The 22228-nt window shown below is 70.6% G+C and carries 23 protein-coding genes and 1 tRNA gene; 19 read left to right on the top strand and 5 right to left on the bottom strand.

The window, feature by feature from the left end:
• Positions 1 to 206 precede the first annotated feature (206 nt).
• The 9 genes from MKK52_RS26720 to MKK52_RS26680 all read left to right on the top strand — a co-directional run bounded on the left by MKK52_RS26720 (position 207) and on the right by MKK52_RS26680 (position 8275).
• Entirely contained in the window at positions 207 to 3293 is a 3087-nt protein-coding gene (locus MKK52_RS26720; protein WP_243959813.1) for a DNA translocase FtsK, read from the top strand.
• Between the two features lie 98 nt (positions 3294 to 3391).
• On the top strand, positions 3392 to 4327 hold the full coding sequence (locus MKK52_RS26715) for a LolA family protein (protein WP_243959689.1): 936 nt from the start codon (positions 3392 to 3394) through the stop codon (positions 4325 to 4327).
• Between the two features lie 11 nt (positions 4328 to 4338).
• Complete coding sequence (gene xth, locus MKK52_RS26710; RefSeq protein WP_243959687.1) at positions 4339 to 5148, top strand: exodeoxyribonuclease III; 810 nt, start codon at positions 4339 to 4341, stop codon at positions 5146 to 5148.
• A 182-nt stretch (positions 5149 to 5330) separates the two neighbouring features.
• Complete coding sequence (locus tag MKK52_RS26705; RefSeq protein ID WP_243959685.1) at positions 5331 to 6209, top strand: SDR family oxidoreductase; 879 nt, start codon at positions 5331 to 5333, stop codon at positions 6207 to 6209.
• 69 nt (positions 6210 to 6278) lie between these two features.
• A tRNA-His gene (locus MKK52_RS26700) sits at positions 6279 to 6355 on the top strand.
• 80 nt (positions 6356 to 6435) lie between these two features.
• Positions 6436 to 7005 (top strand): hypoxanthine phosphoribosyltransferase, encoded by a 570-nt coding sequence (gene hpt, locus MKK52_RS26695; protein ID WP_243959683.1) that lies wholly within the window; start codon positions 6436 to 6438, stop codon positions 7003 to 7005.
• A gap of 140 nt (positions 7006 to 7145) precedes the next feature.
• Positions 7146 to 7511, top strand: a complete 366-nt coding sequence (locus tag MKK52_RS26690; RefSeq protein ID WP_243928550.1) for a response regulator — start codon at positions 7146 to 7148, stop codon at positions 7509 to 7511.
• A gap of 83 nt (positions 7512 to 7594) precedes the next feature.
• Positions 7595 to 7894, top strand: coding sequence for a hypothetical protein (locus MKK52_RS26685; protein ID WP_243959681.1), 300 nt, complete (start codon positions 7595 to 7597; stop codon positions 7892 to 7894).
• 12 nt (positions 7895 to 7906) lie between these two features.
• Positions 7907 to 8275 (top strand): hypothetical protein, encoded by a 369-nt coding sequence (locus tag MKK52_RS26680; RefSeq protein ID WP_243959679.1) that lies wholly within the window; start codon positions 7907 to 7909, stop codon positions 8273 to 8275.
• Between the two features lie 9 nt (positions 8276 to 8284).
• Here the strand turns inward: MKK52_RS26680 and MKK52_RS26675 are convergent, their stop codons facing one another.
• The 4 genes from MKK52_RS26675 to MKK52_RS26660 form a co-directional block, all read right to left on the bottom strand.
• Positions 8285 to 9340, bottom strand: a complete 1056-nt coding sequence (locus tag MKK52_RS26675) for a sensor histidine kinase (RefSeq protein ID WP_243959676.1) — start codon at positions 9338 to 9340, stop codon at positions 8285 to 8287.
• The gene (locus tag MKK52_RS26670) at positions 9337 to 9771 is read right to left on the bottom strand and encodes a response regulator (protein ID WP_243959674.1); all 435 of its coding nucleotides are present in this window, start codon (positions 9769 to 9771) and stop codon (positions 9337 to 9339) included. The genes MKK52_RS26675 and MKK52_RS26670 overlap by 4 nt, the downstream gene beginning before the upstream one ends.
• A 14-nt stretch (positions 9772 to 9785) precedes the next feature.
• Positions 9786 to 11675 (bottom strand): MHYT domain-containing protein, encoded by a 1890-nt coding sequence (locus MKK52_RS26665; RefSeq protein WP_243959672.1) that lies wholly within the window; start codon positions 11673 to 11675, stop codon positions 9786 to 9788.
• A gap of 148 nt (positions 11676 to 11823) precedes the next feature.
• On the bottom strand, positions 11824 to 12993 hold the full coding sequence (locus MKK52_RS26660) for a zinc-dependent alcohol dehydrogenase (protein WP_243959670.1): 1170 nt from the start codon (positions 12991 to 12993) through the stop codon (positions 11824 to 11826).
• A 249-nt stretch (positions 12994 to 13242) separates the two neighbouring features.
• Between MKK52_RS26660 and MKK52_RS26655 the strand changes: the two genes are divergently transcribed.
• Positions 13243 to 13470: a hypothetical protein gene (locus MKK52_RS26655; protein ID WP_243959668.1), complete on the top strand. Its 228-nt coding sequence runs from the start codon at positions 13243 to 13245 to the stop codon at positions 13468 to 13470.
• 6 nt (positions 13471 to 13476) lie between these two features.
• On the opposite strand, the gene MKK52_RS26650 is transcribed toward MKK52_RS26655, so the two are convergent.
• The gene (locus tag MKK52_RS26650; RefSeq protein ID WP_243959666.1) at positions 13477 to 14013 is read right to left on the bottom strand and encodes a L,D-transpeptidase; all 537 of its coding nucleotides are present in this window, start codon (positions 14011 to 14013) and stop codon (positions 13477 to 13479) included.
• A 216-nt stretch (positions 14014 to 14229) separates the two neighbouring features.
• Here MKK52_RS26650 and MKK52_RS26645 point away from each other — a divergent pair, with 216 nt between their 5' ends.
• From MKK52_RS26645 to holA, 9 genes are all read left to right on the top strand, one after another.
• Positions 14230 to 14916: a response regulator transcription factor gene (locus MKK52_RS26645; RefSeq protein ID WP_243959664.1), complete on the top strand. Its 687-nt coding sequence runs from the start codon at positions 14230 to 14232 to the stop codon at positions 14914 to 14916.
• Between the two features lie 65 nt (positions 14917 to 14981).
• Positions 14982 to 15428: a cyclic nucleotide-binding domain-containing protein gene (locus MKK52_RS26640; protein WP_243959662.1), complete on the top strand. Its 447-nt coding sequence runs from the start codon at positions 14982 to 14984 to the stop codon at positions 15426 to 15428.
• A gap of 94 nt (positions 15429 to 15522) precedes the next feature.
• Positions 15523 to 16365 carry a 2,3,4,5-tetrahydropyridine-2,6-dicarboxylate N-succinyltransferase gene (gene dapD / locus MKK52_RS26635; protein ID WP_243959660.1) on the top strand — a complete coding sequence of 281 codons (843 nt, stop codon included), beginning with the start codon at positions 15523 to 15525 and terminating at the stop codon, positions 16363 to 16365.
• Between the two features lie 13 nt (positions 16366 to 16378).
• Complete coding sequence (locus MKK52_RS26630; RefSeq protein WP_243959658.1) at positions 16379 to 17236, top strand: alpha/beta fold hydrolase; 858 nt, start codon at positions 16379 to 16381, stop codon at positions 17234 to 17236.
• A 113-nt stretch (positions 17237 to 17349) separates the two neighbouring features.
• Positions 17350 to 18213: an acid phosphatase gene (locus tag MKK52_RS26625; RefSeq protein WP_243959656.1), complete on the top strand. Its 864-nt coding sequence runs from the start codon at positions 17350 to 17352 to the stop codon at positions 18211 to 18213.
• Positions 18214 to 18341: 128 nt separating this feature from the next.
• The gene (locus MKK52_RS26620; RefSeq protein ID WP_409564749.1) at positions 18342 to 20225 is read left to right on the top strand and encodes a TonB-dependent siderophore receptor; all 1884 of its coding nucleotides are present in this window, start codon (positions 18342 to 18344) and stop codon (positions 20223 to 20225) included.
• 60 nt (positions 20226 to 20285) lie between these two features.
• Positions 20286 to 20525, top strand: coding sequence for a hypothetical protein (locus MKK52_RS27280; protein WP_409564748.1), 240 nt, complete (start codon positions 20286 to 20288; stop codon positions 20523 to 20525).
• Between the two features lie 124 nt (positions 20526 to 20649).
• On the top strand, positions 20650 to 21195 hold the full coding sequence (lptE, locus tag MKK52_RS26615) for an LPS assembly lipoprotein LptE (protein WP_243959654.1): 546 nt from the start codon (positions 20650 to 20652) through the stop codon (positions 21193 to 21195).
• A 7-nt stretch (positions 21196 to 21202) separates the two neighbouring features.
• Entirely contained in the window at positions 21203 to 22228 is a 1026-nt protein-coding gene (holA, locus tag MKK52_RS26610; RefSeq protein ID WP_243959652.1) for a DNA polymerase III subunit delta, read from the top strand.

Here is a 22228-nt window from a genome sequence, read left to right as displayed (position 1 = left end):
GCGAACGCCCGCGCCGAAAGCCCCCGTTAACGCTGACGCTTCTAACTCTGCCGAGCCGCCGACGGCCGGTGGCCCTGTATCCAGCGTCTCATTGGAAACCCATGCGCGCATCGGGACGACCCCCGCACTCCCACCGTGACCCTGCCCGCCCGGTGCGGGGCGGTGACCGTTCCGGGCTGTCGCTCGGGGCGCTCGCCCACCGCCTGATGGCGTTGCGCGCCAGCCTCACCCGCCGCCTCGCGGGCAGCGCCGCCGGCCCGTCGCGGGTCGGCTACGGCACGCCCGGCCGCCGGGCCGAGCCGAGCTGGCTGACGCCCCCCACCGCCATGGTCGGCCGCGAGGGCCTGGAGCGCGCCCCGCGCCCCGACTGGGCGGACGAGATGGCCCCCGCCGCGCCGTCCTGGCCGTCGGACGTGTTCGATGACCGGGCGATGCCGCCCCTGCCCCGCGCCGAGAGCCGCATCGACCGTCAGGCCTCCACCCCCGGCGTGCTGGTGCGCCAGCCCCGCCGGCCCGACGCCATCGCGCCGGAGGAGCCCTTCGTCGCCGCCGCGTCGGCCGCCCCCGCGCCCCTCCCGGTCGCCGCCCCCGCCGCCCCGGTGCAGGCCTCCTCCGTGCGCTACGTCCGCACGCCCGATTCCGTGCTGCAGGAGCGCCGCCAGCGGGCGCTCGAAGCCGAGCGCGTCGCCCTGGAGCGCGCCCGCGCCGAGGCGCAGGCCGCCGCCCTGGTGGTCGAGGCCGAGCGCCGCGCCCGCGAGGAGGCCTCCGCCGCCGAGCCCGCCCGCGCCGAATCCCTCCTGGCCGAGGCCGGCGTGCCGCGCTGGCAGCAGCCCTTCGTCGCCAATCCCGGCGTCCGGTACTTCCGCACCCCGGACCGCCGCCCGGTCGCCGTGGCCCCCGTGCCCGTCCCGGCCCCGGTCGCCCCGCCCGAGCCGCGCGACTGGTCCGACCTGTCCGACTGGTCGCAGGCGCAGCCCTGGTTCGGCGGGGACGATTGGTCCTCCGTCGATGTCTGGGCCTCCCTCGACGCCCCGGCTCCCGCACTCGAAGCCGCCGCGCTGCCGGCCCCCGAGACCGTGGTCGCCGTGCCCCTCGACATCTCGCTGCTGCGCGCCCTGCCGCCGAAGCCCGCCTACGTCCTCGACCGCCTCGTGCGCTTCGACCAGCCGCCCCGCCCCGCCGACGCGCAGGACAACGGGCGCGAGCCCGAGCCGGTGGCGGCACCCGCCGGGAAGCCCGGCCTGTCCCTGGTCTTCGGCCCGCATCAGGCCGCCGCTCCGGCCCCAGTCCCTGCCCCGGCCCCGCGCAAGCCGGCGATGCCCTGCGCCATGGCGGCGCGGGCCGCGATCCGCGCGGGCTTCCAGCCCGCCCCGGTCGTCCCGGCGGCGCCCGTCCCCGTGGCGGCTCCCGTCGCGGCTCCGATGCCGGCCCACAGCGAGGAGCGGGTGGTGATCCCGCTCGCCCCCCGGCCCGTGCTCCTGCGCGGCCGTTCCGCCCCGGCCCCCGAGCCCACCCCGGAGCCGGAGGTGGTCGAAATCCAGGCCGCCCCCGTCGAGGAGATCCCGGCGCCCGTCGCCGCCGCGCCGGAGGCCGCACCGGCGAACCTGCCCCTCGTGGCCGCCCGTCCGCGCATGATCGCGGCGCCGCGCCACCTGGAGATCGCCTCCTTCGACAACGCGCATTACGAGCTGCCCTCCCTCGATCTCCTTGCCCTGCCGGCCCCCAATGCCAGCGAGGAAGTCGATGCCGACGTGCTGGAGCAGAACGCCCTCAACTTGCAGCAGACGGTGCAGGATTTCGGCGTGCGCGGCGACATCCTCGCCGTGCGCCCCGGCCCGGTCGTGACCCTCTACGAATTGGAGCCGGCGCCCGGCACCAAGTCGAGCCGCGTCATCGCCCTCTCGGACGACATCGCCCGCTCCATGTCGGCGGTCTCGGCCCGCGTCGCCGTGGTCCCCGGCCGCAACGTCATCGGCATCGAACTGCCGAACGAGGTGCGCGAGACCGTGTACCTGCGCGAACTCCTCGCCTCAGAGGATTTCGTGGACTCGAAGCACAAGCTGGCGCTGTGCCTGGGCAAGAACATCGGCGGCGAGCCGATCATCGCCGACCTCGCCCGGATGCCCCACCTGCTGGTGGCCGGCACCACCGGCTCCGGCAAGTCGGTCGCCATCAACACCATGATCCTGAGCCTGCTCTACCGGCTGAAGCCGGAGGAGTGCCGCCTCATCATGGTCGACCCGAAGATGCTGGAACTGTCGGTCTACGACGGCATCCCGCACCTGCTCTCCCCCGTCGTCATCGACCCGAAGAAGGCGGTGATCGCCCTCAAATGGGCCGTGCGCGAGATGGAGGAGCGCTACAAGAAGATGTCGAAGATCGCCGTGCGCAACATCGACGGCTACAACGCGCGGATGAAGGAGGCCCGCGAGAGGGGCGAGACCATCACCCGCACGGTGCAGACCGGCGTGAACCGCGAGACCGGCGAGGTGATCTACGAGCAGGAGGAGATGGACCTGTCGGCCCTCCCCTACATCGTCATCGTGGTCGATGAGATGGCCGACCTGATGATGGTGGCGGGCAAGGACATCGAGGGGGCGATCCAGCGCCTCGCACAGATGGCCCGTGCCGCCGGCATCCACCTGATCATGGCGACGCAGCGCCCGTCGGTCGATGTCATCACCGGCACGATCAAGGCGAACTTCCCGACCCGGATCAGCTTCCAGGTGACGAGCAAGATCGACTCGCGCACGATCCTCGGGGAGATGGGCGCGGAGCAGCTGCTCGGCCAGGGCGACATGCTGTTCATGGCCGGCGGCGGGCGCACGACCCGCGTCCACGGGCCGTTCTGCTCGGACAACGAGGTCGAGAGCGTCGTGGCGCACCTGAAGCGCCAGGGCCGCCCGAGCTACCTCGACGCCGTGACCGCCGACGACACGCCAGAGGACGCGCCGAAGGAGACCGGCCGTCGCGGCAAGGCGGCCGAGAAGGCCGAGCGCGCCGAGGAGCCGGAGGAGGACGCCCCCGTCTTCGACATCAGCGCCTTCGCGGCGGCGACGGGCGGCGATTCGGACGACCTGTACAAGCAGGCGATCGAGGTGGTGCTGCGCGACCAGAAGGCCTCGACCAGCTACATCCAGCGCCGGCTGCAGATCGGCTACAACCGCGCCGCCTCGATCATGGAGCGGATGGAGATCGAGGGGATCGTCGGCCCGGCCAACCATGCCGGCAAGCGCGAGATCCTCGTGAACGGCGGCACCCACGGAGCTGGCGTCGCCTACGACGACGACTGAAACCGGTCGTATCTTCGCCACAGGGCGGGGCTCTAAGCGGGCTCCGCCCCCGCAATCCCGCCCGAGCCGGCACCGCACGCGGTGCAAGGAGTCCCTGGATGATCGGCCGCCGCACCCGCCAAGCCGGCACCCTGATCGCCGCGAGCCTGTGGCTCGCGCCGCTTCCGGCGCAGGCGCAGGTTCAGTCGTTCCTCGACGGCTTGTTCGGCGGCCGCAAGGAGCAGCCGACGCCCGAGCCCGAGGCGGCGCCGCAGGCCGCCCCCGAGGCCGCGCCCAAGAAGGCGGCACCGAAGGACGCCGCCAAGGCCGCATCGGTCAAGGACAAGCCCACCGACAAGACCGGCAGCATCAAGCCGGGCGCCGCCAAGGCGGCGGAGCGGGCGGCCGAGAAGCCCGCCCACGCGCCCGAACCCAAAGTCGCGACGGTGGCGACGCCTGCCCCCGTCTCGGCCGAGTCCGCCGACCCGGCGACCGTGCTCGCCCAGGCCAACGCCTATTTCAACGGCATCTCGACGCTGACCGGCGCGTTCATGCAGATCGGCCCGGACGGGCGGCGCATCGGCGGCAAGCTGACGCTCGCCAAGCCCGGCCGCCTGCGCTTCGACTACGATGCCCCCTCCCCCCTCGAAGTGGTGGCGGACGGCACGTCGGTGGCGGTGCGCGACAAGAAGCTCGCCACCCAGGACCTGTACTTCATCGCCCAGACGCCGCTGAAATTCCTGCTGCGCGAGAAGATCGACCTCGCCCGCGACCTCTCGGTGACGGACGTGTCGAACGATCCGGCCGGGGTGCGCATCAGTCTGGAGGACCGGGCGACCTTCGGCGGCACCTCGCGGATCCAGCTGCTGTTCGACCCCGAGGTGAAGACCCTGTCGCAATGGCGGATCACCGATCCGCAGGGCTACGTCACCACCGTGCAGCTCTCGAACCTGCAGAAGGGCAAGCCGGTCGAGGCCGGGCTGTTCTTCATCAATTACGGCCGGGCCGAGGACAAGGCGGCGCAGCAGGCGATCCAGTCCTCGCAACGCCAGTAGACCGGACCTCCGTGCGCCTCTCCGTCACCACCTGGAACATCAACTCGGTGCGCCTGCGCATCGACCTCGTCCTGCGCTTCCTCGCCGAGCACAAGCCGGACGTCCTCTGCCTGCAGGAGACCAAGTGCCCGGACGACGCCTTCCCCCTGAAGGCGCTGCGGGGCTCCGGCTACGAGCACGTCGTGTTCGCCGGGCAGAAGGGCTACAACGGCGTCGCCTTCCTCTCGCGCCTGCCGCTCCACACCCGCGACGTGATGGGCTTCTGCGGCAAGCCCGATGCCCGCCACATCTCGGCGGTGCTGGGGCCGGAGGCGGGACAGGCGGCAGGCCTCGTCCTGCACAATTTCTACGTCCCGGCCGGCGGCGACGTGCCCGACCGCGACCTCAATCCGAAATTCGCGCACAAGCTCGATTTCTTGCAGGAGTTGCGCGCCTGGGGCGGCAGGCGTCCCTCCGGCCCGGCGATCCTCGTGGGCGACCTCAATGTCGCGCCCCTCGAACACGACGTGTGGTCGCACAAGCAACTGCTCGACGTGGTGAGCCACACCCCCGGCGAGACCGAAGCGCTCGAAACCCTGCGGGGTGAGGCCGGCTGGATCGACGCGGCCCGCCACCTCACCCCCGAGCCCGAGAAGATCTACACGTGGTGGAGCTACCGCTCCCCCGACTGGAACGCCGCCGACAAGGGGCGCCGCCTCGACCACGCCTGGGTCTCCCCCGACCTCGCGGGCACGGTGCGGGCCGTCGACGTGCTGCGCGAGGCCCGCGGCTGGGAGCGTCCGTCCGACCACGCCCCCGTGACGTTGACCCTCGAACTCTGAACGGAACTCCGGCGAGTCTCGTGCGCTACCCGCTCACATATCTGTGACGCGAGGTTTACCATGCGCAAGATCCTGATGGCGTTCCTGCTGCCGAAGATCATCGAGGTCATCCGCCGCCGCTACAGCCGGCCGCACGCCACCCGCACCCGGTCGTTCTGAGCGCGACGGGGACCGGCGACACCATGACCAACGATCCACGCGAAGCCGGTCCCCGGCCGCCCTATCCGGGCGACCAGCAGCAGCCCCGGCCGGGGCTGACCTCCAAGATGACGCCCCGGCCCGACCACGGCGAGGAGAGCTATGTCGGCAAGGGCCTGCTGACGGGCCAGGCCGCACTCATCACCGGCGGCGATTCCGGCATCGGCCGGGCGGTGGCCATCGCCTATGCCCGCGAGGGCGCCGACGTGGCGATCTCCTATCTCGAATCCGAGCAATCGGATGCCGAGGACACGAAGACCTGGATCGAGAAGGCGGGCCGGCGCTGCCTGCTCCTGCCGGGCGACATCCGCGACGAGGCCCATTGCCGGTCCCTCGTGGACCGCACCGTGGAAGCGTTCGGGCGCCTCGACGTGCTCGTCAACAACGCCGCCGCGCAGGTGGTGAACGAGGGCCTGGACGACCTGAAGGCCAGCGACATCGAGGGTTCGTTCCGCGCGAACGTCTTCGCCATGTACTACCTCGCCCAGGCGGCGGTGCCGCACATGAAGCCGGGCGGGGCGATCGTGAACTCCACGAGCGAGCAGGCCAAGATCGCCGACCCGACCATGCTGATCTATGCCGCGACCAAGGGCGCCATCGCCAGCCTGACCATCGGCCTGTCGAACCTCCTCGCGCCGAAGGGCATCCGCGTGAACTGCGTCGCGCCGGGACCGGTCTGGACGCCGATCCAGCCGATCGTGAAGAGCCCGGAGCAACTGGAAAAGCTCGGCACCGACACGCCGCTGGGCCGCGCCGGGCAGCCGGCCGAACTGGCCCCGGCCTATGTGCTCCTCGCCTCCCGCGAGGGCAGCTACATGTCCGGCGCGCTGATCCCCGTCACGGGCGGCGTGCCGATGCTGTGAAACGCGGGGTCCGAAACGGCGACACTCGCCTTGAAATACGTTCGGACCCGCGATACACCCCCCGCCAGTGCCGCCGTAGCTCAGTTGGTTAGAGCACCAGATTGTGGATCTGGGGGTCCCCCGTTCGAGCCGGGGCGGTGGTACCATCCTTCAAGTCGGCGACCCGATCCGTTCCGCACGCGGCCCTCGTGGGCGCCGCCCGGCGAGAGGCGGGACGAGACCGATCATGAACATGCCCGTCAAGCCCGTTCGCACCCTGTACGACGAGGATGCCATCGCCCGGCGCAATGCCGAATTGGCGAAGGACATCCTCGCGACGCAACCGCAGGACCTTCTCGTGGTGGCGGTCCTGAAGGGCAGCTTCATGTTCGCCGCCGACCTGCTGCGGGCGATGCACCGGGTCGGGCTCGCGCCGCAGGTCGAGTTCGTGCACCTGTCGAGCTACCGCACCGGCACCGTCTCCACCGGGCAGGTCGAGATCCTGCGCGACGTGCAGAGCGAGGTGCGCGGCCGCGACGTGCTCCTCGTGGACGACATCCTCGAATCCGGCCGCACCGTGGTGTTCGCCAAGGACCTGCTGATGGCGCGCGGCGCCAAGCGGGTGCTGACGGCGGTGCTGCTGGAGAAGCCCGGCAAGCGCGCGGTCTCCATCGACGCCGAGTTCGTCGGCTTCACCTGCCCCGACGTGTTCGTCGTCGGCTACGGCATGGACGCCGCCCACGCCTACCGGCAGCTGCCCTTCGTCGGTGTGGTAGACTACGGAAACACCGACCCCGATCTGTTCGGCGGAACCTGAGATCGCGACATTTTGGCGTTTTGCTGCGCTGCGAAGCAGCTTTTGCGGGCCCTCTGTCTTGACAGGGAAAGGGTTCCTCCCGCGTTCTAAAGGCGGGAATAGCCTACTTCCTTGTCGCAGCGGGACGAATCCGGTTCATCATGGCGCGCATCCTTCTGGTGGATGACGAAGAGACGGTCCGCGGCTTCCTGAAGCGGGGGCTGGAGATCGACGGCCATGCCGTCGTGACCGCCACCGATGGCAGCGACGGGCTCGACCGCCTGAACGAGGCCGGCGGCGCCTTCGACCTGATGCTCACCGACATCCGCATGCCGCTGATGGACGGGATCGCCCTGGCGCTGGCCGCCAAGCGCGACTTCCCGGACCTCACCATCCTGCTGATGACCGGCTTCGCCGACCAGCGCGAGCGCGCCCGCGGGCTCGACGCCATCGTCACCGACGTGCTGACGAAGCCCTTCTCCCTCGCCGACCTGCGCTCCACCGTGCGCCGGGCGCTCGCGGCCTGAGAACCCCGCCTTAACCACGCTGCTTAGTCCCGCCTTCACGCGGGGATGACAACTTGTGCGTGCGAATCGCCGAGGGTCGGGGCATGCGCGGGTACGAGCGCGACGAGGATGCGGAGTGGGAGTGGGACGAGCGCCCGCGCCGTCGTCCGGGCCGTCGCAGGAGCGGCCTCCGGCGGGTCTTCACCCTGGTGAAGCTCGCCCTGTTCCTCATGCCCCTCGGCCTGTTCCTGTTCGGCAGCTATTTCGCCGATTGCCAGGCGCGCCCGTCCTTCACGGATTGGGCCTCGATGATCGGCGCCAGCGCCTGCGCGCGCCACACCATGATCGGCAACGCCACGACCGCCCAGGACGGCTTCGCGGCGCTGCGGCGGATCATCGACTGATCGGATCGGATCATGGCGTCACCCCTCTCCTCCGAATCGGACAAGCTCGACGAGGCCCGCTTCCGCGCCCGCATGGCGCGGGTGAGCGAGAGCGGCGCCTATCCCGACCGCCGCCGCCCGCGTGAGGACGAGGAGGAGGTGGCCACCGGCCGTTTCCGCCTGGGCTGGTTCGGCTGGCTCCTGGTCGACAGCCTCGTGGTGATCGGCACCGTCGCCGCCGTGGTGGCGTGGCCCCCGGTCGATGCCTGCCGCGCGCAGGGCCGGACGGTGGGCTTCATGACCGGCGACACTGTCGAGAAATGCATCCGCCGGGGCATCGGCGAGCGGCTGACCAACGCCGACCAGCGCGTGAAGATGTTCCTGCGCGGCTCGGGGCACTGAAGCCCCGGCCTAGCCCTCGAAGGACAGGCAGGCCCGCGTGCCCCGCGCGGCGGGGGCGTAGACCAGGGCGCTGCGCAGGTTCGTCGCCATCGCCTTGACGATGCGCGAGCCGAGGCCGGTGCCGCGCGGCTTGCCCTCGCCGGTCCAGCCCACGCCGTCGTCCTCCACCGCCAGTTCGAGCCGGTCGGCGATGCGCCGCAGGGCGACGCGGATCTCGCCCGGCTCCTCCGGCGGGTAAGCGTACTTGTAGGCGTTGGTGACGAGTTCGGTGACGACGACCCCCACCGAGACCGCCTTGTCGGTGGCGAGCCGCACGGAATCGGCGCTGAGGCGGATGGCGTGGTCGCGGCCGGCGGCCTTCATCGCCGCCTGCAGCTCCTCCACGAGGCTGCCGAGATAGGCGTCGAGTTCCACCGCCTCCACATCCTCGGAGGTGTAGAGCCGGCGATGGATGCCCGCGATGGCCGAGATGCGCGCCTGCATCTCCTCCAGGGCGGCCTTGGCGGCGGGGTCGGCGACGGCGGTGGTCTGCATCCGCGCCAGCGCCGCGACCAGGGCCAGCGAATTCGCCACCCGGTGGTTCACCTCGCGCAGGAGCAGTTCGGCCCGGTCGCGTGCGGCGCGCACCTCGGCCTCGGCCCGCTCCTTGTCCCGGCGCATGGCTTCGGCGCCGAGCGCCGTGGCGACCGCCTCCCCGAGCAATTCGCGGAACTGGCCCTGGAGGTCCTTCCACACGTAGTCGGCCGCCCCCGCCTTCAGGGCGGCGACGGCGACGCGGCTGTCCTCCGAGCCGGTGACGTAGACCACGGGGGGCGCGTCCGGCAGGGCGCGGATCTCGGGCAGGAGATCGAGGCCGGTCTGGCCAGGCATGTGATGGTCCAGGGCGACGAGGTCGATGCCCCCCTGGCGCAGGCGGGCGAGGCCCGCCTCCCCGTCGGCGGCGTGCTCCACCGCGTAGCCGCGCGCGGAGAGGCTGCGCTGAACGAGGCGTGCGAGGCCCGCATCGTCGTCGATGTAGAGGATGCGGGTGGCGGGCTGGGCCGGGCCGCCTGGACCTGTCGTCATGGGGTCTCTGGGATCTGCATGACGGAGAAGAACAGGCCGAGCTGGCGGATGGCGTTGGCGAAGCCTTCGTAGTTCACCGGCTTCGTCACGTAGACGTTGGCGCCGAGATCGTAGCAGCGCTGGATCTCGCGGGCGTCGTCGGTGGTGGTCAGCACGATCACGGGCGATCGCCGCGTGTGCGCGTTGGCCTTCACCTTTTCCAGGATGTCGATGCCGGTCATGTCCGGCAGGTTGAGATCGAGGAGGATCAGCAGGTGGCGCCGCTGGCTCACCTCGCCCGAGCCGTCCGGCCCGAACAGGTAGGTGAGCGCGGAGGTGCCGTCGCGGAACGGCACGATCTCGTTGTTCACCCCCGCCCGGCGGATGTTCCGCTCGATGAGGCGGGCGTGACCCTCGTCGTCCTCGATCATCACGATGCAGACGGGATGCATGTCCGGCTCTCGATTCATTCGGCGGCCATCGACAGGGGCGCCGCCGCCCCGCGCTCCATAGCCGCACCGCGCGGCAGCGTCACCGTGAAGGTGGAGCCCCGGCCCGGCTCGGAGTCGAGATCGATGCGCCCGCCGAGCGCCCGCACCAGCGCCTTGACGTGGGCGAGGCCGATCCCCTCCCCCGGCCGGTCCTGCGCGCCGGAGCGGCGGAACAGCTCGAAGACCCGGTCATGGTCGTTGCGGGCGATGCCCCGGCCGTTGTCGGCCACGGCGAAGCGCACCCGCTCCGTGCCCACGGCCTCCGCCGTGACGGTGACGCGGCCGGGGCGGGCGGGATCGAGATACTTGAGGGCGTTGTCGAGGAGGTTGCCGAAGATCTGTTCCACGGCGAGCCGGTCCGCGACGATCGCCGGCAAGCCGGGGGCGACGCTCACCACCGCGTTCTGCGAGCCGGCCTGATGGTGCGTCGCGTCCGCGAGACGCCGGATCACCGCCGACATGTCGAGTTGCTCCGGCTCGAACCGCCGCCGCCCCTCCCGCGAGAGTTTCAGGATCGCCGCGATCAGCCGCTCCATCCGCGTGACGGCGGCGCCGATGAAGCCCAGCGCCTCCCCGAGGTCGGCGTCGATCCGCTCCGCCTGCGGGTGGCCGGCGAGGACGCTCTGCAACTCGGCGCGGGTCTCGGCCAATTCGCTCGTGAAGCCCATGATGTTGACGAGCGGCGCCCGCAGGTCGTGGCTCACGATGTAGGCGTAGCGCTGGATCTCCTCGTTCGATTCGCGCAACTCCGACTCGGCCTCGCGCTGGGCGGTGATGTCGGTGTGGACGCCGACCCATTCGCGGATCGTGCCGTCGCGGTTCAGCACCGGCACGGCGCGGATCGCGTAATGGCGGTAGCCGCCGTCCTTCGCCCGCACCCGGTGCTCGAACACGAAGGTCCTGCGGGCGGCGACGGTCTCGTTCCAGGCGGCGATGCTGGGGGCGGCGTCGTCCGGGTGGACGGCCTCCGCCCAGCCGAAGCCGCTGTACTCCTCCTGCGTCTGGCCGGTGATGGCGGCCCAGCCCGGCTGCGGCCCGACCATCCGGCCCTGCGCGTCGTTGGTCCAGAGCACGCCCCGCACCGCCGCGATGGCCGCGCGGAACCGGGCCTCGCTGGCGGCGAGTTCGCCCTGGATGCGATGCTGGTCCACTGCGATGGCGAGCATGCCGACGAACAGGATCAGGAAGGTCGCCCCGGCCACGGCGAAGGCCAGCGCCTGGGGCGCGGCGGCGAGGCCGTGCGCGGCCGGGTGGGCGCCGTGATCCCCGGAAAAGGTGGCGGCCGCCATGCCGGTGTAGTGCATCCCCGCGACGGCGAGCCCCATGACGACGGCGGCGATCACCTTCTCGCTCACGCTGTTGTGGCGGAAGGCGAGCCAGAGGGCCACGGTGGAAGCGAGGATCGCGATGGCGACCGAGGCGGCGACGAGCGCCGGATCGTAGGCGACGTGGCCGGGCATCCGCATCGCGGCCATGCCGGTGTAGTGCATCAGGGCGATGCCGAGCCCCATCAGCGGCCCGGCGACGAGCACGGTGCGGGGGCCGGCGCCCTTGCGCCCGGCGAAGGCGAAGGCCGCGCCGGTGACGCCCACCGCGATGAGGAAGGACAGGACCGTCAGCCCGAGGTCGTAGGCCGTCGGCATGCCCATCTCGAAGGCGAGCATGCCGATGAAGTGCATCGACCAGATGCCGCCGCCCATCGTGACGGCGGCCCCGGCGATCCAGAGCCCCCGGGAACCCGAGCGGACGGTGCCGTCCGCGACGCCGCGCGCCCGCGCCCCGAGATCGAGGGCCGTGTAGGCGGCGAAGATCGCGATCGCCACCGACAGGGCCACGAGGGCGGGATTGAAGCCGGGGGTGGGCATCACAGTCTCGGACGGCGGCGGTTGGAACTCGCGCGGGCCATTCTCTCACCGCGACACTGTGTCGGGGTATAAGGAACTTTCGAGCGAATTCGCGGCGGAAAGCCGCTTCAGCCGTGGGTAAGTGCCGTCTGGGACTCTCCTCCGGTCCTTACGGGTGGAACACCACCTTCACGCAGCCATCCTTCTTGTCGCGGAACGTCTTGTAGAGGTCCGGCCCGTCCGCGAGGTCCGTGGAGCGGTGGGTGATGAGCGACGCGGTGTCGATCTTGCCCTCCTGGATCAGCTTCAGGAGCGGTTCGAGGTAGCGCTTCACGTGGGTCTGGCCGCTCTTCATGGTCAGGCCCTTCTGGACGATGGAGCCCATGTTGATCGGCACCGGCCCGCCATAGACGCCGGGCACCGAGACGATCCCGCAGGGCCGCACCGCCTTGATCGCATCCGCCAGGGCCAGGGGTCGCTCGGTGGTGGTGAGCTTCTCCTGCACGGCCGTGATGAAGCCGGAGAGGCCGTGGCCGCCGCTGGCTTCCATGCCGACGCAGTCGATCACCGCATCCGGGCCCTGACCCTTGGTGATCTCCTTGATGCGCTCGAACACGTCCTCGTTCGCGAAGTCGATGATGTCGGTGGCGCCGGCCTTCCTGGCGAGCGCGATGCGCTCCGGCACCGTCTCGATGACGATGATCCGCTCGGCGCCCATGATCTTGGCCGACTGGATGGCGAAGAAGCCGACCGGGCCCGCGCCCCAGATGGCGATGGTCTCGCCGCCCTGGATCTCGCAATGCTCCGCGCCCTGCCAGCCGGTGGGCAGGATGTCCGTGAGGAACAGGGCCGCCTCGTCGTCCATGCCGTCCGGCACCTTCATCGGCCCCACGTCGGCCATCGGCACGCGGACGTACTCAGCCTGGCCGCCGGCATAGCCGCCGGTGAGGTGCGAGTACCCGAACAGGCCGGCGGTGGTGTAGCCGAACTGCGCGGCGGCCATCTGCGCGTTGCGGTTCGACCGCTCGCAGACCGACCAGTTGCCGAGCTTGCATTGGCGGCACTCGCCGCAATTGATGTTGAAGGGCACGACGATGCGGTCGCCCTTGCGGAACTTGGAATGGCCGCTGCCGGTCTCGACCACCTCGCCCATGAACTCGTGGCCGAGGATGTCGCCCGATTCCATCGTGGGCATCAGCCCGTCCATCAGGTGGAGGTCCGAGCCGCAGATGGCGCAGGACGAGACCTTGATGATGACGTCGCGCGGATCCTCGATCCTCGGGTCGGGAACGGTGTCGCAGCGGATATCGCCCTTACCGTGCCAGCAGAGTGCCTTCATGGTCGTGGTGTCCTCGCGCCGGGGCCGGCCTGACACAGGCCCTCTCCCGAACAAGCAAGGGCGGCCACGGCCAAGTTCCTGGGGGCGGCAGGCAAGGCTCCGCGCGGCGGTGTTGCGTTGGCTAAGCATGGCGGGGCTTCGCCGAACCGCGCAAATACCGGTTGTCTCGGCGCACAAGGCATCGTCTTCTGTTCGGCGCCCAGCGCGAAAAGCCCTGGCGTTATTTAGCCGACATGCCAAGGATCGCGGATGGCCTCTCGCCCGCGCGAACGCTACACGACCTTCCTCGTCGCCCTCAGCCCGGCGCGTGGCTCCGGCGCGCCCGTCTACGCGGTGCGGATGTGCAGCGCCGCCGAGGCGTTGGCCGCTGTGGCGGACAAGGCAACGAACGGCCAGGGTCCGGTGATCGTCGGTAGCCTTTCGACCCGCACCGCCAAGGCCATCGCCCTCAAGCCCGGCGAGACCCGGCGCGTCTGACCGCCCTCAGCCGATGCGCAGCCGCGTGCGCGGCCCGAGCCGCCGCAGCAGGCGGATCAGATCGGGCTTGGCGAGGGCGACGCAGCCCTCGGTCGGCCGGTAGCCCTCGCGGGCGACGTGCATGAAGATCGCCGAGCCCTTCCCCCGGCGGATCGGGCCGCGGTTGTAGTCGATGTCGAGCACCACGTCGTAGAGCCCGTCCTCCCGCCACATCGCCTCGGCGCTGACGCCCGGCGCCGGCAGGCGGATCGGCCGGTTGTAGCGGCGGTCCCGGCGGTCGTCGCACCAGCCGTCGTCCCGCTTGATCCGGCGCAGGGGCAGCGCCGTGCGCGGGCGCGTCGCGAGGTGGTCGGGCCGGTAGGCGCCGCCGCGCAGGCGGAACCGGCCCCGCGGCGAGCCGCCGTCGCCCTCCCGCTTGCGCCCGACGATGCCGCAGGCGCCCAGCGCGCAGGGAATCACCGAGGAGCCCACGAGGAGGTGGCCCTTGCGCCGGTCCCCCACGGTGGGGCGCACGCGGATCTCCGCGAGGGTGGTTCTCACCACGAAATCTTGCCTCCGGTTATGCAACTTCGCGAAGAAATCCGAAGGCGAATTGCGCGCAAGCCTCTTTCCGGTCACAAAGCTCGTCCTTTGCAAGTCCGCTCCACCCGGATCGGCGAGATCTCGGTGTACAAGGATGGCCTCGACAGTCGGCCGGCGCACCATCCTTCATCGGGGGGATTTCGCGGGCTAGTGCTTTTACGCTAGGGCTTCGTGACGATGTCGAATGCCTACCGTCTGCTGATCTGTGACGACGACGAGATCCTGCGCGATACCTTGATCGAGCAGCTCGCCCTGTCCGAGGAATTTCACGTCGTGGGCGAAGCCTGCGGCGCCGACGCCATGCGCCGGGTCGCGGACGAGCGCATCGACCTCGCCGTGATGGATGTTGGCCTGCCCGACATGGACGGGCGAGAGGCCGTGCGCCGGATGCGGCAGGCGGGCTTCCGCAGCCCGGTCATCATGCTGACCGCGCAGGATTCCGAGGCCGACCACGTCGAGGGGCTGGAGGCGGGGGCGAACGACTACGTCACCAAGCCGTTCAAGTTCGGCATCCTCCTGGCGCGGATCCGTGCCCACCTGCGCAGTCACGAGGCGTCCGAGGACGCCGTGTTCCAGATCGGCCCGTACACGTTCCGGCCGAGCGCCAAGCTGCTGATCGGCGAGCGGGGCTCCAAGCTCAAGCTCACCGAGAAGGAGACCGCGATCCTGCGCTTCCTCTACCGGGCCGGGCGCGCCGTGGTGAACCGCGACACGCTGCTCGCCGAGGTGTGGGGCTACAACGCCCACGTCACCACCCACACCCTCGAGACGCACATCTACCGCCTGCGGCAGAAGATCGAGCCGAACCCGGCGGTGGCGGCGATCCTCGTGACCGAGGGCGGTGGTTACAAGCTCCTTCCCTGATTTATTAGGCTTTTTCGTATAGGCCATTCTGCCGGGGACGCCGGGAGCGGAGCGGCAGGGGCAGCGTGGGGCTCGACGACGACATCGCGATCCTCGCGGCGGCGCCCGTCTTCGGTTTTCTGGACCGGGACGCCCTGCGCCTGCTCAGCTTCGCCGCCGAGCGCCGGGAATTGCGCGCGGGCGACCGCCTGTTCGGCCGGGGCGAGCCCGCCGATGGCGGCTTCGTAGTGATGTCCGGCACCATCCGCCTGGAGCCCAAGGGGTCCGAGCCCGTCAGGGCGTCGCGCTCGGCGCTGATCGGCCATCTCGCCCTGTTCGTGCGCGGCGAGCGCCCCTGCGACGCCGTCGCGGAAGGCCCCTGCGAGCTCGTCCGCATCACCCCTACCCTGATGCGCCGCGTGCTGGAGGAGTTCCCCTCCGCCGCCCAGGCGATCCACGACGCCATGGCCCTGGACCTTGTGACCTTCACGGACGACCTCGACCGCGTCCGCGCCAAGTTCGGGGACGCCTGAGCGGCGGGGCGCGGACGGTACCCCCCTCCCCGTCGACAGCCCTGGCGGGCGCCTGTAAGCACGGTCTCCCATTCTCAAAAAGACCGCTGCACCCATGTCCCACGCCGACCTTGCCCGGACCATCGAGACCGCCTGGGAGGAGCGCGCCGGCATCTCGTCCGCCACGACGGGCGCCGTGCGGGAGGCCGTGGACGAGGCCCTGAACCTCCTCGATTCGGGCCAGGCCCGCGTCGCCGAGAAGTCGGGCAACGACTGGACGGTCAACCAGTGGCTGAAGAAGGCGGTGCTGCTCTCCTTCCGCCTCAACGACATGACGGCGATTCCCGGCGGCCCCGGCGGCGCCCCGTGGTGGGACAAGGTCCCCTCCAAGTTCGAGGGCTGGGACGCCGCCCGCTTCCAAGAGGCCGGCTTCCGCGCGGTGCCGGGCTGCTTCGTGCGCCGGGGCTCCTACGTGGCGCCGAACGCCATCCTGATGCCGAGCTTCGTGAACCTCGGCGCCCACGTCGGCGAAGGCACCATGGTCGACACCTGGGTGACAGTCGGCTCCTGCGCCCAGATCGGCAAGAACGTCCACCTCTCGGGCGGCGTCGGCATCGGCGGCGTGCTGGAGCCGCTGCAGGCGAACCCGGTGATCATCGAGGACGATTGCTTCATCGGCGCCCGCTCCGAGGTGGTGGAAGGCGTGATCGTCGGCCAGGGCTCGGTGCTGTCGATGGGCGTCTATCTCGGCGCCTCGACCAAGATCGTGGACCGCGCCACCGGCGAAGTGACCTACGGCACCGTGCCCCCCTACTCGGTGGTGGTCTCGGGCTCCCTGCCCGGCAAGGCCCTGCCGGACGGCTCCCCCGGCCCGAGCCTCTACTGCGCCGTCATCGTCAAGCGCGTCGATGCGGGCACCCGCGCCAAGACCGCGATCAACGACCTGCTCCGCACCTGAGGGGCCGGCGGGCATGGAGACGGGCGGCACCTTCGACCTGAAGCTCGGCGGCCAGCGCGTCTCCGTGCCCTACGACCGCTACGGGCATGGGCCCGGCGCGCTTATTTTGCCGGCTCTCTCGACCATTTCGTCCCGTCGCGAGGCGACCGGGCTGGCGCGCGAACTGGCCTGGGACCATCACTGCCTCGTGCCGGATTGGCCGGGCTTCGGCGCCCAGCCGCGCCCGCGCGTGCCCCTGGAGCCCGCCACCTTCCACGCCTTCCTCGACGCCCTGCTGGCGGCGGCGCCCGGCCCCTACGCGGTCGGCATCGCCGCCGGCCATGCGGCGGGCTACCTCGTGGCCGCGGCGCGGCGGCACCCGAATGCGTTCGCCCGGCTCGTCCTCGTGGCGCCGACCTGGCGCGGCCCGCTGCCGACCGCGATGCCCGACAAGGCCGCGTGGTTCCCCCGCATCCGCGCCGCCGTCGAGGCGCCGCTGATCGGCGAGGCGCTCTACCGCATCAACATCAGCCCGCCGATCATCGGCCGGATGATGCGCGCCCATGTCTATGGCGACCGCGAGGCGGTGACGCCGGAGCTCGTGCGGGCGAAGCACGCCATCACCCGTCAGCGCAACGGCCGCTTCGGCACGGCGGCCTTCGTGACCGGCGGGCTCGATCCCGTGGCGAGCCGGGAGGCGTTCCTCGCCCTGTTCGGGCCGGATCTGCCGCCCGTGCTGCTGCTGCGCCCGGACGGCGCCCCCCGCCGCTCCGGCGGGGAAATGGACGCCCTGGCGGAGAGCGGCCTCGTCACCGCCCGGCGTGTCCCGGGGGCGCTCAGCGCGCACGAGGAACATCCCGCCGAGATCGCCGCCGCGATTCGCGCCGCCTGACACCAGGCGGCCTGGACTCGGGGCCGCACCGAAGGCAGGGATGGTCACGCCGCCGCGATCCGTCTGCCTCGTGTGACGTCCACCCGATGCCGGTCGCCAAGCGAGGATACGAGATGCGCCGCCTTTCGCTCACGACGGCCCTGTCGCTCGCCGCGTTCTTCACCGCCTCCCCCTCGTTCGCCGCCCCCGATCAGGGGGCGCCACCCGCCGCCGCCCCCTCCCTGCAGGCGGACCCGCTGAAGCCCGGCAAGCCGGCCGTGAAGCCGTATCTCGCCGAGGGCGCCCTGCCGGACCCGCTGAAGATCCTGCCGCCGCCGCCGGCCCACCTCTCCCCCCTCGACAATGCCGACCATGCGGCCTTCACCAACACCCGCGCCCTGAAGGGCTCCGCCCGCTGGAACCTCGCCGCCAACGACGTGGCCGAGGGCGCGGCGGCGGTGCTGGAGAACTTCGCCTGCGTGCTCGGCGTGCGCATCGACCAGGGGAAGGTGCCCGTCACCCTCAACCTGCTGGAACGGGCCCGACTCGACCTCGCCCACATGACGCGCATCCCGAAGGTGCATTACCGCCGGCTCCGACCCTTCGTCGGCAACGAATCGCCGATCTGCGTGCAGCGGACCCAGGCCTTGGCCGATAGCTTCAGCTATCCCTCCGGCCACGCGACCCAGGGCTGGGCCTATGCCCTCATCATGGCCGCCCTGGTGCCGGAGAAATCCACAGCCATTCTCGCCCGGGGCCGGGCTTACGGCGAGAGCCGCGTCGTGTGCGGCGTGCACTGGCTGAGCGACGTCGCCGCCGGGCGCACCAACGGCTCCTCGACCTTCGCTGCGCTGATGGGCGATGCCGGCTTCCGCGCCGACCTCGACAAGGCGCGGGCCGAGATGCGCGCGGCACTCACGCAAGGTGGCACCGCGCCGGACGCTGGCTTGTGCACCCGCGAGGCGGAGGCGCTGCGCGAGCCGCCCTTCGAGTTTTGAACTGGAATGACTTCAGATTTGAAGCGTTTTAACTGTGTGATTTACAACACGTTTTCGTCTTGATCGCGGGAGCGTGATCGGGAAAGCCCGGTTCGGACGCGGCTCTTCGCGTCCAGCCGGAAGTTCCCATGTTCGTACGCACGCGTCTCCCCGCCCTGCTCCTCGCCGCGACCGCCCTGTCCGCGCCGGCCCTGGCCCAGGAACCGCAAGTCCATCTGGACGAGATCTCGGTCGAAGCGGTGCGCGCGGCCCTCGGCAACATCGCGACCCCGCAGGACAGTGCCGCCACGAGCGGCGGTGGCGGCGGCCCGTCGGGCGTCACCGGCTACGTCGCCCGGGTGAGCCCGACCGTGACGAAGACCAACACGCCGCTGATCGAGACGCCGCAATCGGTCTCGGTGATCACGCGGGAGCAATTGAACGACCGCAACGTCCAGACCTTCGATCAGGCCCTGGCCTACGTGCCGGGGGCGACGATCAACGCCTCCGGCTTCGATCCCCGCTTCGATGAGATCTACATCCGCGGCTTTCCGGCGCTCGCCAACAGCACGTACCGGGACGGCCTTCGCCAGATCGGCAGCGGCTTCATCTTCCCCCGCATCGAGCCCTACGGGCTAGAGGCCATCACCGTCCTGCGCGGCCCCGCCTCCGGCCTCTACGGGCAGGGCTCGCCGGCCGGGATCATCGACGCGACCACGAAGCGGCCCGTCTTCGCGCCGTTCGGCGAGGTCTGGCTCCAGGGCGGCAGCTACGACCGGGCACAGGGCAATTTCGATCTGGGCGGACCCGTCCAGGGCTCGGACGGCACGATGGCGTGGCGCCTGACCGGCGTCCGCCGGGAGGCCGGAACCTTCATCGGCCGCGGCACGATGGACGACCAGCTCTACATCGCGCCGGCCTTCACTTGGAAACCCTCGGCGGACACCACCCTGACCTTCCTCGGCGAGTATCAGGAGCGCAAGACGCCGGCCTCGGTCTATTTCTACAACGATCCCGGCTTCGTGGTGACGCGCTTCTTCGGGGGCGATCCGGCCTTCCAGGGCCTGGACCAGACCCAGTACCGGATCGGCTACGCCTTCGAGCACCGGTTCTCGGACGATCTCATCTTCCGCCAGAACTTCCGCCACTACGGCATCTTCCTGAGCGCGAAATACACACAGATCGACTCCCTCGACGACACCCGCACCTTCGGCAACCGCTCCACGGGCTATCTGCGGGAAGGGCTCGTGCAGCAGACCCTCGACAACCAGATCGAGACCCGGTTCCGCACCGGACCCGTCGCCCACACCCTGCTCGCCGGTTTGGATTATGCCCATTACGGCTTCAGCTACCGCATGGGCTTCGGCGAGGCGCCGCCGATCAACCTCGTGACCCGCAATTACGGCACGCAGTTCGTCCCGACGCCGGCGCTGGGTTCGGCGACCCGGCAGAACCAGGATCAGGTCGGCGTCTATCTGCAGGATCAGGCGAAGTTCGGCGACTTCGTGCTCACCCTCACCGGCCGGCACGATTGGGTGTTCCAGGACGACCGGGCCAGCCCGGACAGCACCCTCACCCGGCAGAACGACAGCGCCTTCACCGGCCGCGTCGGGCTGAACTATCTGCTGGCGCCGGGCCTCGTGCCCTATGCGAGCTACGCCACCACCTTCGTGCCCCAGGTCGGTGTGAGCGCCACCGGAACCCCGTTCCGCCCCTCGACGGGCGACCAGATCGAGGCCGGCGTCAAATATCTGATCCCCGGCACCAACATCCAGACGGCCTTCGCCGGCTTCGACATCGTGCAATCGAGCATCCTGCGGCCGGACCCCACCAACATCGCCTTCCAGGCCGCCACGGGCGCCGTCCGCTCGAAGGGGTTCGAGGCCGAGGCGACGGCGAACCTCGCCCCCGGCACCAACCTGACCATTGCCTACAGCTACTTCGATTTCCGCTATGTGCGGCAGACGTCGTACAGCGGCCAAGTCCTCGACGGGAACCAGGTTTCCGGCATTCCCGGCCACACCTACACGTAGTTCCTGACCTACGCCTTCCCGCCGAGTTCGCCCCTGCGCGGGCTGACCCTCGGCGGCGGCGTGCGCTTCATCGGCCCGAGCTACGCCGACGACGAGAACACGGTCCGCAACACGGCCAAGACTCTCTACGACGCTCTGATCGCCTACGATTTCGCGGCGATCGACCCAAAGTTCCAGGGTCTGCGGGCGCAGGTCAACGCCACCAACGTCTTCGACCGGAGCTACACCACCTGCCAGAGCGGCTATTGCTACCGCGGCACCCCCGCCACGGTGATCGGCAGCCTGATCTACCGGTGGTGAGTTATCCCCGAAACACGCCGACCATCCTCTCGCCGTAGAGGAATCGTAAGGCCCTGCCCCGAGAGTCGTGGCGCGGACCCCCCGGTCCGCGCTAGAACCGGAGCGGAACGGGGCGGACAGCGTGATGCGGCTTGACGTGGGATCGGTGGCGGTGCGGGCCGGACGGCTCGGCCTGGTGGCGGCCATGAGCCTCAGCCTCTCGGCCTGTTTCCGCCCACTCTACGGGCCGACGGCCTCGGGCGAATCGATCCAGGCGCTGCTGGCCTCCGTGCAGGTCGATGAGATCGTGATGGCCCAGGGCCAGGAACGGCTCGGCCATTACCTGCGCAGCGAACTGGTGTTCGACCTCGACGGGTCGGGCCAGCCGGCCAAGAAGCAATACCGCCTGAAGCTCGCGGGCTCCGAGACGGTGCAGACGCCCATCGTTTCCTCCACCACCGGCCGCGCCGAGGCCGGCACGGTGATCGGCACCATTCGCTACAGCCTGGAAGACCTCAGCGGCACCAAGGTGATTGCGGAGGGCGTCGCGACCTCCACCGCGACCTACGACCGCTCGATCCAGCGCTTCGCCAGCCAGCGCGCCGCCCGGGACGCGGAGATCCGCCTCGCGGACACCCTCGCTGACCAGATCAAGACCCGGATCGCCTCGGTGCTGGCGGCCAAGCCATGAGCGACCGGTGACGGCTGTCCGGCCGGGGGATATCGAGGACCTGATCCGGCGGGGGCCCGACCCCCGCACCCCCGTGATCCTCGTCTACGGACCCGATACCGGCCTCGTCACCGAGCGAGCCAAGGCGCTCGCCGAATCCTTCCTGCCCGACGCCACCGATCCCTTCGCCCTGGTGCGGATCGACGGCGACCTCCTCGCATCCGATCCCGGCCGGCTCTGCGACGAAGCGGGGACGGTGGGCCTGTTCGGCGGCAAGCGGTCGATCTGGGTGCGGTCCAGCAGCCGCAATTTCGCGCCCGCCATTGAGGCCGTGCTCTCCATTCCTGTCACCGACACGCGGATCGTGCTGGAGGGAGGCGATTTCGCCAAGGGCAACCCCGTCCGCGCCCTCTGTGAGAAGTCGCAGCGGGCGTTGGCCATCCCCTGCTACCCGGACGACGAGCGGGCCCTCGGCGACCTCATCGACCGGACCCTGCGGGCGCGCGACCTGCGCATCGACCGCGAGGCGCGGGAGGTGCTGGTGCGCAGCCTCGGCGGCGACCGCCGAGCGAGCCTGATGGAGATCGAGAAGCTCGCCCTCTACGCTGCGGGCCAGGGCAGCGTGACCCTGGAGGATGTGGAGGCGGTGGTGAGCGATGTCGCCGCCAGCGTCCTCAACACCCTGGTGGATGCGGCCTTCGACGGGCGGATCGAGGTGGTGGAGCGCGATTCCCGCCGGTTCCGGCTGGAGGGGTTGGACCCGGCGCAGGTGCTCGGCTCGGCCCTGCGCCACGCCACGGCAATGCTCGCCCTGCGCCTCGATAATCCCGAGAAGTCATCGAGTGCGATGGTCGCCGCGTGGCGCGGCCTGCACTTCAAGCGCAAGGCGAGCATCGAGCGGCAGCTCGGCCTATGGGGCCCTGCCCGCCTGCGGCAGGCCATCGACATCCTCTCGCAAGCGGTGCTCGCCAGCCGCCGTGCCGAGCCGGCTTTGGCCGAGGCCATCGCGTCGGCGGCCCTGCTCCGCATCGCGGAAGCCGGCCGCCGCCGCTGA

The organism is Methylobacterium sp. J-067 (assembly GCF_022829465.1).
Taxonomy (GTDB): Bacteria; Pseudomonadota; Alphaproteobacteria; order Rhizobiales; family Beijerinckiaceae; genus Methylobacterium; species Methylobacterium litchii.
This window is presented reverse-complemented; position numbering and strand designations above follow the sequence as displayed.

Bases quoted from the DNA above. Each gene is read 5' to 3' on its own strand.
- MKK52_RS26685 (WP_243959681.1), top strand. From the start codon at position 7,595: ATGCGCGGGTACGAGCGCGACGAGGATGCGGAGTGGGAGTGGGACGAG.
- MKK52_RS26675 (WP_243959676.1), bottom strand. From the start codon at position 9,340: ATGACGACAGGTCCAGGCGGCCCGGCCCAGCCCGCCACCCGCATCCTC.
- MKK52_RS26705 (WP_243959685.1), top strand. From the start codon at position 5,331: ATGACCAACGATCCACGCGAAGCCGGTCCCCGGCCGCCCTATCCGGGC.
- MKK52_RS26720 (WP_243959813.1), top strand. From the start codon at position 207: ATGGCGTTGCGCGCCAGCCTCACCCGCCGCCTCGCGGGCAGCGCCGCC.
- dapD (WP_243959660.1), top strand. From the start codon at position 15,523: ATGTCCCACGCCGACCTTGCCCGGACCATCGAGACCGCCTGGGAGGAG.
- hpt (WP_243959683.1), top strand. From the start codon at position 6,436: ATGAACATGCCCGTCAAGCCCGTTCGCACCCTGTACGACGAGGATGCC.
- MKK52_RS26670 (WP_243959674.1), bottom strand. From the start codon at position 9,771: ATGCATCCCGTCTGCATCGTGATGATCGAGGACGACGAGGGTCACGCC.
- MKK52_RS26620 (WP_409564749.1), top strand. From the start codon at position 18,342: ATGTTCGTACGCACGCGTCTCCCCGCCCTGCTCCTCGCCGCGACCGCC.
- MKK52_RS26665 (WP_243959672.1), bottom strand. From the start codon at position 11,675: ATGCCCACCCCCGGCTTCAATCCCGCCCTCGTGGCCCTGTCGGTGGCG.
- MKK52_RS26715 (WP_243959689.1), top strand. From the start codon at position 3,392: ATGATCGGCCGCCGCACCCGCCAAGCCGGCACCCTGATCGCCGCGAGC.
- MKK52_RS26655 (WP_243959668.1), top strand. From the start codon at position 13,243: ATGGCCTCTCGCCCGCGCGAACGCTACACGACCTTCCTCGTCGCCCTC.
- MKK52_RS26680 (WP_243959679.1), top strand. From the start codon at position 7,907: ATGGCGTCACCCCTCTCCTCCGAATCGGACAAGCTCGACGAGGCCCGC.
- MKK52_RS26690 (WP_243928550.1), top strand. From the start codon at position 7,146: ATGGCGCGCATCCTTCTGGTGGATGACGAAGAGACGGTCCGCGGCTTC.
- MKK52_RS26645 (WP_243959664.1), top strand. From the start codon at position 14,230: ATGTCGAATGCCTACCGTCTGCTGATCTGTGACGACGACGAGATCCTG.
- MKK52_RS26660 (WP_243959670.1), bottom strand. From the start codon at position 12,993: ATGAAGGCACTCTGCTGGCACGGTAAGGGCGATATCCGCTGCGACACC.
- lptE (WP_243959654.1), top strand. From the start codon at position 20,650: ATGCGGCTTGACGTGGGATCGGTGGCGGTGCGGGCCGGACGGCTCGGC.
- MKK52_RS26625 (WP_243959656.1), top strand. From the start codon at position 17,350: ATGCGCCGCCTTTCGCTCACGACGGCCCTGTCGCTCGCCGCGTTCTTC.
- MKK52_RS26630 (WP_243959658.1), top strand. From the start codon at position 16,379: ATGGAGACGGGCGGCACCTTCGACCTGAAGCTCGGCGGCCAGCGCGTC.